7 protein-coding genes are annotated in these 12,245 nt (G+C 45.1%); 5 read left to right on the top strand and 2 right to left on the bottom strand.

Annotation, left to right across the window (positions count from 1 at the left end; translation table 11 throughout):
• Nucleotides 1–9 precede the first annotated feature (9 nt).
• From ABQ275_RS10780 to ABQ275_RS10800, 5 genes are all read left to right on the top strand, one after another.
• A complete protein-coding gene (locus tag ABQ275_RS10780) occupies nucleotides 10–3,465 on the top strand; it encodes a SusC/RagA family TonB-linked outer membrane protein (RefSeq protein WP_349318308.1) in 3,456 nt (1,151 codons plus the stop codon).
• A 22-nt stretch (nucleotides 3,466–3,487) separates the two neighbouring features.
• Nucleotides 3,488–5,191 (top strand): SusD/RagB family nutrient-binding outer membrane lipoprotein, encoded by a 1,704-nt coding sequence (locus ABQ275_RS10785; protein WP_349318309.1) that lies wholly within the window; start codon nucleotides 3,488–3,490, stop codon nucleotides 5,189–5,191.
• Between the two features lie 43 nt (nucleotides 5,192–5,234).
• Nucleotides 5,235–6,593: a PhoPQ-activated protein PqaA family protein gene (locus ABQ275_RS10790; protein WP_349318310.1), complete on the top strand. Its 1,359-nt coding sequence runs from the start codon at nucleotides 5,235–5,237 to the stop codon at nucleotides 6,591–6,593.
• A gap of 24 nt (nucleotides 6,594–6,617) precedes the next feature.
• A complete protein-coding gene (locus ABQ275_RS10795) occupies nucleotides 6,618–8,252 on the top strand; it encodes a glycerophosphodiester phosphodiesterase family protein (RefSeq protein WP_349318311.1) in 1,635 nt (544 codons plus the stop codon).
• Nucleotides 8,253–8,397: 145 nt separating this feature from the next.
• On the top strand, nucleotides 8,398–9,120 hold the full coding sequence (locus ABQ275_RS10800; protein WP_349318312.1) for a DUF92 domain-containing protein: 723 nt from the start codon (nucleotides 8,398–8,400) through the stop codon (nucleotides 9,118–9,120).
• Nucleotides 9,121–9,246: 126 nt separating this feature from the next.
• Here ABQ275_RS10800 and ABQ275_RS10805 read toward each other — a convergent pair whose 3' ends face one another.
• Nucleotides 9,247–11,211, bottom strand: a complete 1,965-nt coding sequence (locus ABQ275_RS10805; RefSeq protein WP_349318313.1) for an OmpA family protein — start codon at nucleotides 11,209–11,211, stop codon at nucleotides 9,247–9,249.
• 55 nt (nucleotides 11,212–11,266) lie between these two features.
• Complete coding sequence (locus tag ABQ275_RS10810) at nucleotides 11,267–12,241, bottom strand: type IX secretion system membrane protein PorP/SprF (protein WP_349318314.1); 975 nt, start codon at nucleotides 12,239–12,241, stop codon at nucleotides 11,267–11,269.
• Nucleotides 12,242–12,245 lie beyond the last annotated feature (4 nt).

The raw sequence follows: 12,245 nt of genomic DNA on the forward strand, positions 1-12,245 counted from the left end.
GAAATAATTATGCGTGTAAAAATCAGACAATCAGGAATGTTTCACCCAGGAAAAGCAATCTGGCTACTCCTACTCTGCCAGTTATGTATCGGCAGCCTGCTGGCGCAAAATACTCATCCTGCTGCCATCGGAATTATTAAAAATGAAAACGGCGAAGTCCTCCATGGGGTAGTCGTTAAAGTGGAGAACGCCAATAACAATCTGGTTGCTAACACTATGACCAACGAAAAAGGAATCTTTGTATTCGCAAAGCTATCTACCGGTGGTCCCTATCATTTTATCTTCAGTCAAATGGGATATGTTACTGATACCCTGAAAGGCTACACGATCACGGATTCCAGCAAACTGTCATTATCTGTTACGCTGAAAAAAAAAGTAGAAGAATTAGACCAGGTTTTAGTTACAGCTCTTGGTATTAAGCGAGAGAAAAAAGCATTGGGTTATTCAGTGGAGGAATTGGGCAGTAAGGAATTCAACAAGGTAACCCAGGAAAATTTCCTGAATGCGATGGCGGGTAAAGTAGCAGGTGTAACCATCAATTCCACAGGCGGCACCGGTTCTTCTGTTAGTATGGTGATACGCGGCGCCACCTCCCTTAGCAGCGATAACCAACCCCTGTTTGTAGTAGATGGTGTTCCCCTGGCCAATACCGTGAATAACGTGAGTCAGATCGGTGCTGACAACAAGGTGGATTACGGCAATGCGATTTCCGACATCAACATGGACAATATAGAAAGCGTTACTATCTTAAAAGGCCCCAGCGCCGCCGCGTTGTACGGCTCCCGTGCTGCCAACGGCGTGGTACTCATCACCACCAAAACCGGTAAAAAGGTAAATAAAATAACGGTAGACGCTTCTGTGAATACCGTCTTTGATATCCCCTATAAATTTCTCAAATGGCAAACCAAATTTGGTTCCGGACAGTTTTCCGGGATTCCCGTTTCCAGAAGTGGGAACCTGCTCAGTAATCCTTTCGGTTCCATCATCCAGGAAGAGGGGGATTCGTACTTTGGCGCGGAACTGGACATGGGCTATGAGGAAGTACAGTGGAACAGCCCACTTGATGAAAATGGCAAACGTATTCCCATGCCATTGGTATCGCATAAAGACAATGCCAAAAATTTTGTCAATACCGGCATGACCACCACCACCAGTGTGTCTGTTGCGAATAACAACGATAAGATCGCTTACCGCATGTCTTACGCGAATATGACCAACAAAGGCATTATTCCCAATACAGACCTGTTTAAAAATTCACTTAACCTGAATACCAGTCTAAAGTTGAATTCAAAAGTAACCCTGAGTTCCAATATTGATTTCAGCCGCAACAATTCCAATAACCGTCCGGCGGGTGACCGGGGCGCCAACCCCTTACAGGCAGTGTATAGCATCTCTCCTCATATTGATGTGCGCGACCTGGAAGATTACTGGATGCCGGGGCAGGAAGGTTTACAACAACGTACCCAATACAACGGGGCATTTAACAACCCGTATTTCCTGGCTTATGAAGTAAAGAACGCTTATGTGAGAGACCGCGTTTTTGGTAATATCAGGGCCGACTGGCAGATCCTCCCATCACTCAGTGTAATGGCCAGGTATGCATTAGACACCTATGGTGAAAAAAGGGAAACACGGATTGCCAACAGCTACCTGACAAATCCCGGTGGCGCTTACGGTATCATTAATCTCAATAGCTACGAACGTAATATTGATGTATTGGCTACTTACAAGAAAGATATCGGCAAATTTGATTTCACGCTTTCCGCCGGTGGAAACAAACGGTATCAGACCGGTAAAAATATTACCACTTCTACAAAAGATGGTACGGGTCTTACTACCCCCGGCGTATATACGCTGCAAAACATTTCCCCGGAAAATCTGAACTACAATAGCTTCATGTATGAAAAGGGCGTTAACAGCATCTACAGTATGTTGAACATCGGCTATAACGGCATGGTATATCTCGATATTACCGGTCGTAACGACTGGTCAAGTACCTTACCGGATGCAGCGTCTTATTTCTATCCCGCTACGTCAATAAGCCTGCTACTGAACGAAATGGCAGGGATCACGTCTGAGAATATCAACATGATCAAACTAAGAGGTGGTGCAGCACAGGTAGGTAACGATGCCAGTCCTTACCAGCTGGTATCTACCCTGTGGAATCCCGGCGCCTGGGGTAACGTACCCCGCCTGGCTACTTCCGGCACATTACTGAATCCATTTTTAAAACCGGAAATAGCCACCTCTTATGAAGGCGGTCTGGATGTAAACCTGTTCAGAAACCGTTTGCGGCTCGCAGCTACCTACTATGTGGTAGAGAATAAAAACCAGATCTTCAGTCCCAAAATGCCTCCTTCTTCCGGCTATTCCTCCAGGAATATTAATGCCGGTTTATTGAGAAGCAGGGGCATTGAATTATCACTCGGCGGTACACCGGTAGAAACGAAGAACTGGAGATGGGATATCAATGCGAACTTTACCCGTAACAGAACGAAGATCATTTCCCTCCCGGATGATTTACCTTACTACATCCTTTGGGAAGAAGCCAGAGGTGGTGCCTTCACATACGTAGGAGAAGATATTGGTGATATTTATGACGCCCAGGTGGTAACGGTGACCGATCCGAAATCGCCTTATTTCGGTTATCCGCTGCTGGACAATACCGGCAAGTGGCAAGAGATCGACGTGCAAAACACCCGGAATAAGATCGGGAACTTCAACCCCAAGTTTATTATGGGAGCACAAATGGCTATTTCCTATAAAAACATTACGTTGAGCATGACGTTCGACTGGAGAAACGGAGGAGATTTTGTATCCCAGACTTACCGCTACGGAGAAGAAAAAGGAAGCTCCCAGCTTTTCCTGGATAAACTGATCAACCCCGGTAACATGAGCGGACAGGAACTCAGGGATTATTTAGTAAGCCATCAGAATGAACTCATCATACCAAGTGGCAGTAACTTTCCGTTGGTAGGTGGCCCTACACCTGAATATAACGGTTATCCCTTTGCCTATGGACCGTATGTGTTGCCTTATGGCGGCGTATTTATTCCCGGGGTTACCGCTAAAGGATATGATGCAGATGGTAACCCAACCGGCTATAACGAAAACCTGGGTAATCCGGGTACACTAACGATGCCATATGCACTTGGTACGACATGGTCGTTTACAAGAGCCTTTCTGTTCCCCGCTTCTTACCTGAAGCTGAGAGAAGTATCGTTGACTTACGGATTACCGCAAAGAATGATCTCCTCCTTGAAACTACAGAATGCCAGTTTCTCTGTATACAGCAGGAATATCATCCTGTGGACAGCTGCAAAAATCGGTATCGATCCGGAAAATGCCTATCAGCCATCTACCAGTGTACAAGGTTCCGGCATGCAGTTTATGCAGGGAATTGAAAGATACAACGTAACACCATGGGCCATTCCAATGGGCGCTAAACTAAATGTAACTTTTTAAGAGCTCATTTAATTTTTGAAATATGAAAACAATTAGTAAATCAATTATACTATGCCTTGGGTTGATCGGTCTTTCGGTTTCTTCCTGTAAAAAGGATTTGATCAAAATGAATGAGAACCCCAATGGCTCCAACCCTGAAACTATTAATCCAAATCTTGTTTTATCCACCGTACTGACAAATACCGGTATGCTGGTGCTGGATCTGGGCTACCAAAATATTGCCGGTGTGATGCAGCATACCCAGAAGGATGGCTGGACCAGCGAACACAATGAATATGATTGGGGGGGCTCCAATAGCTGGACGCCTTACTATGACATCCTGCGAAACAATCAACTGGTATACGACCGGGCCACTACTCTTAATAACGAATTGCAGCAAGGCGTTTCGCTGGTCATGAAATCGATGGTGTTTGGATTGATCACTGATCTGTGGGGAGATGCTCCTTATACCAATGCATTGAAAGGCCAGGAAGGCGGTACCGAAAATTCATTGCCTGCTTATGATCCGCAGGAAAAAATATATACCGGTATATTAGCAGATCTTGAAACGGCCAATACTTTACTTTCAAAACCTAAAGCTGATTACCCCGAGCCGATCGATGGCGCAGATGTTTATTACCAGGGTGATCCTGCTAAATGGCGCAAGATGGCGAATTCGCTGGCTTTGCGGTATTATATGCGTCTTTCGGAAAAGCTGCCCGCTGTTGCCAAAGCAGGCATTGAAAAAATAGTAGCTGATCCTGCACAATATCCCATCATTACAGCTGCTGCTGAAGACGCCACCATGTCTTTCCCCGGCAACAGCAATGCCGACTCCTGGCCAGCCAACGTCACATATGACCCGGACGGCAGCAACTACCGGAGATTAAAAATGTGTAACACGCTAGTTACTTCCATGTTGGCGCTGCACGACCCAAGAATCGCGGTTTGGGCGAATAAAGTAGAGACCTTTTTACTGGTAGATGATACAAAGCCCGCAGGTACCGGTATCAACTATAAAGCAGTAGATACGATTGTAAACGGCGAACCCAGAAAAGTAAGATATATATCTCCGGATGTACTGACCGGCAAAGGACTCACGATAAATGACATTGACCAGAACGAGGATTATGTAGGTATTCCACCGGGCATTGCCGGACCTGCTGTATATAATTTAAGTCCGGATGCCAATCAGGGAGCCAGAAACCCGCATGTTTCCTGGCTCAATAATATTTACCAGCAGGCAAAAGGCCCATTATTAAAGGCCAGGTTGATCTCTGCCGCCGAAGTACACTTTATCCTGGCCGAAGCTTCCGCCATCAAGGGATGGGCTGCAGGCGATGCAGAAACGCATTATAATGCAGCCATACAGGCATCTCTCACTACCTGGGGAATTGCCGCCAGTTATGGCACATACATCATGCAACCAGGGGTAAAATTCGATCATACGCAAAAGCAAATCATCACCCAGAAATGGATCGCCAGCTGGACAGCCGCAACGGAAGCCTGGTTCGATTACAAACGAACAGGATTGCCCGACCTACACGCAGGCCCTTATGCAAAGGGGCCGGTAATGCCGTTACGCTACTACTACATGCTGGACGAGCGTAACCTCAATAAAGTGAATATTACCGAAGCAATGGACCGGCTGGAAGTAACCACCTATTCTTCCTATGGCGCCAATGGTGCAAAAAACAGCCCGTGGTCAAAACCCTGGGTGATACAAGGCACCGGTAAGCCCTGGTAATTTTCACTGCAATGATCTACTTTTATCAAATTATAAATAACATATGAAGAAACTACTCCTGAACATCACGACAGCTCTTTTTGTTAACCTCCTTTTTTTCATTACAGCCTTTGCCCAACAAACGGTAACACCGGCCAACGCGCTGAAAAGTTATCTGAATAATGGAGACCATTCGTTTAAGTGGGAATTGAAAGACTCCTTTAACCTGGCTAATAATGTAAAAGCCTACAATATATTGCTCACTTCCCAGCAATGGCGGGAGTTTACATGGAAACATCAGTTAACCATTTTTGTTCCGGCCGACATTAAATACGATGGCGCCTTACTGTTCATTACCGGCGGTTCTGTAAAGGACGGACTACCTAACTGGAACGGCCCCACGGATGAACTGTATCAACAGGTAGGCGCTGTTGCAGCTACCAATAACTCGGTTACAGCGGTATTAAGACAAACACCTAATCAACCGCTCTTTAATAAATTAACGGAAGATGCATTGATATCCTTCACCCTCCATAACTTTAAAAAAGATGGTGATTTTACCTGGCCTTTACTGTTCCCCATGGTTAAAAGCGCCGTTCGCGCTATGGATGCCATACAGGACTTCGCCAAAGCAAAATTGCCCCGCAACATAAACCGGTTTGTTGTATCCGGCGCTTCAAAACGTGGCTGGACTACCTGGCTCACCGGCGCCAACGATGACAGGGTGGTTGCTATCGCACCAATGGTGATTGACGTATTAAATATGCCGGTAAGCCTGGACTACCAGATTAAAACCTGGAAAGAATACAGTATTCAGATTGAAGATTATGTAAAACTGGGTATTCCACAGGCAGCCCATACAGAAAGTGGTATGGCCATCAACACCATGATTGATCCTTACTCTTACAGGAAAAGTTTGTCCATGCCCAAAATGATCTTCATGGGTACCAATGATGAATACTGGGTAGTGGATAATATCAAAAATTATATAGACAGCATACCGGGTAAAAATTTAATAAACTATGTACCCAATGCCGGACATAGCCTGGGCGACAAGCATCAGGCCTTTGAAGGGTTAAGTGCTTTCTTTGGTATTACCATGAGTAAGCAAACTTACCCCGACTGTAGCTGGACGACCAAAACACGTAAAGGAAAAGTAAACCTTACCGCAAAAGCTACAGCCAACAGCCTGGTAGACGTGATACTATGGTCAGCAGATTCCAAAGACCTCGATTTCCGTAATGATAAATGGGCATCGCAGAGCTTAGGAAAAGCGCATCAGTCGAAGATAAAAGTAACCACTCCCCTGCCACAAAATGGTTACCGCGCTTTTTATGTTGATCTTAAATACGAGAATCCTACCGGTGGTACCTATACAGTAAGTACACGTGTATTTGTTACCGATGATAAAAAAATACTTTAAGACAGGATGTTATAAATTGTCAGCATGAAAAGAATTATAGTTTTCTCAGGAGCCTTTTTCCTTATAATAACGGCTATGGCTCAACAGGTAGTGTCTCCACTACCTGTTAGCAAGAATAAATTTGTGGTGGTAGCCCATCGCGGTAATCATGAAACGGTTCCTGAAAATACGGTAGCCGCTATTGAAGAAACCATACGATGTGGCGCGGATTATGCAGAGCTGGATCTGCGCACCACGAAAGATGGGAAGCTGGTGCTGATGCACAATGCTACCGTAGACAAGATGACCAATGGCAAAGGCAATGTGGCAGATTTAACATTTGCCGAAATCAAAGCATTAAAGGTAAAAAGTACAGATGGGAAAGACTATCGTGTGCCCTCCTTTGAAGAAGCCCTGCAGGCGTGTAAAGGCAGGCTGAATATTTATCTTGACTTTAAAGATGCGGATGTACCAGAAACCTTGCGGCAACTAAAAGCGGCTGGGATGGAAAAGCAGGTAGTGGTTTATTTAAATAAAAAAGAACAGTATAAAGCCTGGAGAAAAGCCGCCCCGGCAATGCCATTAATGTCCAGTCTGCCTGATGAGATTAATACCCCTGACCAGTTTAAATATTTCCTGGAAAATGTGCGTATGGAAGTGCTGGATAACATCAAAGACACCGCTATGCTGGCAGTGGCCAGGCAACACAACGTAGCAATATGGCTGGATGTACAATCGCAGACAGAAGGCCCCACCGAATGGGTTGCTGCGATGAAGAAAGGTGTACAGGGTGTGCAGACTGACCACCCGACGGCATTGGTGAGTTATCTGAAGAGCAACAACCTCCGGGATGGTATCACAACCACTTCAACAGCTGTTGCCGTTTTGCCCGCAAAGCCGTCCTACATTAAAGTACGCAATGTACCCTATGGTGATGCAGGTGAAGATAATACACTGGATGCCTATATGCCTGAAGACCACAATCCGCAGACGAAAATAATCGTATACATTCATGGCGGCGGTTGGACTGGCGGTGATAAAAAAGAGTTCCCCCAACAGTTGATTGATGAACTGGTAGGCAGGCAGCATTACGGCGTAGTATCCATAAACTACCGGCTGATCCGGGATAATAACAAAAACATTTTCCCGGCACAGATCGATGATATCCGCCAGGCATTGGCATTTATTTCTTCCAAAGCCAGGAAAATGAAATTCGATGGCAGCCAGTTTGCTTTAATGGGCGGCAGTGCAGGCGCTTACCTGGCCTTGCAATATGCCTATGCAAATGATAGTATGCGCCAGATAAAAACTGTCATGGATCTATGGGGGCCTACCGATTTTACAGATAAAAAAGTAAGACTGGAAAATAAAGATGCCGATGAAAAAGTAACACGCCTGTTAGGCGTGGCTGATCCGGCGTCTAAAATTGCTCATGATGCAAGTCCCTTCTACCGGCTCACCAAAGAAACCGGTGTACCTACCATTTTGTTTCATGGCAGTGAAGATCCACTGGTACATGTAAGCCAGTCAGAGAAGCTTTACGCCAAATTAACATCACTGGGGATACCCACACAATTTGAATTGTATCCTGGTGAAAAGCATGGCGTAGGCCTTGCAGCTTCCATGGATGTATTTTCAAAACTGGTGACCTGGTTAGCAAAATATTATCCTGCTGAATAATTCATGCCCTATTCCAACTTTAGTGATCCTTTCATCACCATTCATGATACCCAAATCATGAATGGTGTTTTTTTTTGCCTTGCGTTGTTGAAGCTTTTCCAATATCCGTCTCAGAAAGAAAAAATGTCTATTTTTGCCGGTTCATATGGCATTCTCATCACTATCCCACATCGCTCTGGTCCTGGTATTGCTCATCATTGTGATGGTGATATGTATTAAAACAGGAAAACTATCTATCCCGGCTTCCCTGGCCGCGGGGCTGACCGGACTACTGGTATATGCGGGAGCCGGATATACCGGGTTAGGGTTACTGGGCGTATTCTTTATACTCGGCACACTGGCTACCTCCCACCGGAAAGACCTGAAAGCAAAGATCCACCCTGACAGTGTACATCCTGAAACGAGGAAAGCAGGACAGGTATTCGCCAATGGTGGTATGGCAGCACTGCTCGCAATACCGATGATCATTGATCCTGCACACGCCACGTTATACGGCATGATGATGGCTGCCAGTCTTGCTTCGGCAACTGCTGATACGTTGTCATCTGAACTGGGAATGGTGTATGGCCGGAACTTTTATAATATCCTGAGTTTTAAAAAAGAACCCAAAGGGTTGGATGGTGTTGTCAGCATTGAGGGTACACTCATTGGCGCGGCAGGCGCTTTCATCATAGCAGCAGCCTATTCCCTTTCCACCGGGTTTGATAAACGGTTCGTTATTATCCTGCTGGCGGGCGTTATCGGTAACCTGGCCGATTCAGTACTGGGCGCCTCCCTGGAACGAAAACATTATATCAATAACGATGTTGTAAATTTCCTGAACACCTTTTTCGCGGCGGTTATAGCGTTGTTGCTTTACCTTTTATAATAAAGACGCTTGCTTTTCAGGTATTGCATCAGCATTGTAATTTAAAAGGAAAAACACGAATAAAAAAAGCAGCCCACAGTATTAAGCTGCGGGCTGCTTTTAAACAGCTCTTTATATCATCCCTGTTTATTTATCCAATATGGTAAATTCTGTTCTGCGGTTGGCCTGATGCTCATCTACTGTACAAGGAACACCATTACTGCAACGGTTCGCCAACCGGGTTTCGCCATAACCTTTTGCTGTTAAACGATCCTTGTTTATACCGTTAGCAATCAGGTAAGCCACCGTGGATTCTGCACGCCGTTGCGACAATTTCTGGTTATAGTTATCGTTGGCACGGGAGTCTGTATGAGAAGACATTTCCACCTGCCAGGTCGGGTTGTCGTTCAGTATCTTCACCAGCTTATTCAGCTCAATCGCTGCATCAGGACGGATATTCGATTTATCCAGGTCGAAGTAGATATTTTCTATCTTCACCGCCTTGTTCAACTCTACTTTTTCCAGGTAAATATCCTGGCGCAATTCCTTCGAACTGGTGAGGCCCCTTGTAGTGAGAGCGATGCCCGTAACTGTGCTGTAATCGGTCTTTACACCACTCAGTTCATAATCCGTTATACTATCCAATGTAAAGCGGTAATTACCCATTGCATCGGTGATGGCTTTTAATGGGGTACCGGTGTTTATATTATCGAGGCTCACTACTGCATTGATAAGCGGTAAGTTTGTTTTTTGGTCCAGTACCCTGCCGGTTAAAGTAAACAGCAATACTTTTGCCGCATCAAAGCGGTAGATATCATCGCTGCCATGTCCGGCCAGTCTGTTGGAAGAAAAGTAAAGAGTACTATGATCAGCAAAAGCCGGGGCAAAGTCATCCTGCGGACTGTTTACCGGGCTACCCATATTTTCCACTATCCAATGATCACTGTTCTTTTTAGCTTTATAAATATCCAGTCCGCCCATACCGGACCTGCCGTTACTGGCGAAATAAAAAGTACCGGTGGTGTCAAAAACAGGCGTACGTTCATCTCCAGCGGTATTTATCTCCTCTCCCATATTTACCGGTGTTTCCCATTCCCCGTTGTCATTGCGGTGGCAATAATAAATATCAGTACCGCCCATTCCTTTATCGCCATAGTTGGCAACAAAATAGAGGGTCCGGCCATCGGGACTTATCCAGGGATCTCCCACAGAATAATTAAATATTTCATTGTACGGAAATACAGCCGACTGTTTCCAATTACTATGGATGCTGTCCCTGCTGCGTTCCAGGATCTCTACGTTGAGCGTATAAATACCTTCTTTGCCTAAAAAGCTACTCTTCTTTTTTACGAGATTTGTTACTGCATAGTACATCTTTTTCGCATCGGCAGTATAGCTTGCTGTAGCACTATGGTAGTCACCGTTAATATTGCGTGCCATGAGCCGGGTGCTGCTACTGTCATTCCCATCACTTTCGTACAGGTGCCAATAGCTGTTACCGGTCCAGCCGTAAGCAGTAGTTTTGATATTGCTGGTACTGAAGAAAGGTCTGTTCCGGAGGGAGTCATAAGGACGATCGGAGGCGAAGATGATTTTTCCGTTAGCGAATGTAGTACTCCAATCCGACCATTGACTGTTCAGCGCCTGTACATTTACCAGGTTGCCTTTGGCGGGAGCAGCCATCCATTTCACGGCACTATCGCAACCCTGCCGCATATGCAGCGCACTTTTATCAGCGGGTGTTTTACCGAGGTATTGATCGAGTACTGCACCGGCTTCTGCATATTTGCTGTTGTTCATCAATACCCTGGCATAATATAATTCATCTTTAGCAGTATGAGCTGGCATGGCAATCACTTTGGCATACCAGGATTCTGCAAAAACATAGTCATTCAGCAGGCGGTAGCTCGTCGCCATGCCGCGCGCAGCTGCTATTGTAGCTTTTTTCTTATATGCCTTGCTATACAAAGGGATCGCTTTTGTATAATTGTATAATACCACCTGGTCATTGGCTTGTTTCAATATATATTGTCCATGTACCGGTAAGCAAAAAGCCATTGCCATCAATATGCTTAACAGTGCGGGGATATTGTATTTCTTTTTATCCTTCATGATTATACTGATTCTGGATTGTATAAGAGATAAGGCTATTGCATGATTGTTTGTATTAAAAATATCGTGGAGAGAGCATCCTGGCCCTTGGTGTCACGAAAATATAATTCAGGGAAACCTCATGCGTCGTAAAATTGGTAGCCCCTGTTCCATTTATGGTGTGGTCATAGGCATATCCGATACGCAGCTTCTCATTGATGAAATATTCAACCATTCCCACAATAGCAGCAGATTTCGTTATGGAGTTCTCTATATATCTTTTGTTTAACACAGCGGTACGGTAAGAGCCTCCGATCCAGAGCTTCTTATCCAGCAGGAAGAAGGCATTCAGGTCAAGACTTGTTGGCCCGGCAAAATCTTCCTTTATCAGGATAGAGGGTTTTAATAACACGGCATCAGTCAATGGTACTAATCCACCTACGGTGAAATAGACATGCGGTTTTAAGAGTGCATATGTTTTTAGTCCATCAGATTTCTGAAAGACATTCGTCATCAGGTTATCTACAGATAATCCGGAGTAAATCCTTTCACTATTATAGAATATCCCTGCCCTTGCATCCGGCATGAAAGCGGTTCTCTTTGCATTCATCAGTAACGGGTCATTTTCGCTTCCGGTTAATGCGGAGATGTTGAGCCGTTGTTGCACAAAGCCTCCGCTGATGCCCAGGGCCAGGGTTTTATCCCCGCTCCTGTCCATTGGTATCCGGTAGGCATAACTGCCATACAGGGAGGTATTATTTTGTGCGCCTAACTGATCATTCATTAACTGTAACCCCAATCCTATCCGGTTATTATTGGCTACTCCATCAGCCGCCACTGAAAAGGTTTTCGGGGCACCCGGAAATCCCGTCCACTGGTTACGATAGAACATGTTTACATTCCACTGTTCCCTGTAACCGGCATAAGCAGGATTGATATATAAGCCATTGAACATATACTGGCTGAATTGTGCATCCTGCTGACCATATACGAGTGTATGGGTTAACATGAACAGTAACAAAAGGATGATCTTATTAATTCCCTTATTCATAATC

It is taken from the genome of Chitinophaga sp. MM2321 (assembly GCF_964033635.1).
In the GTDB taxonomy this organism is placed as follows: domain Bacteria; phylum Bacteroidota; class Bacteroidia; order Chitinophagales; family Chitinophagaceae; genus Chitinophaga.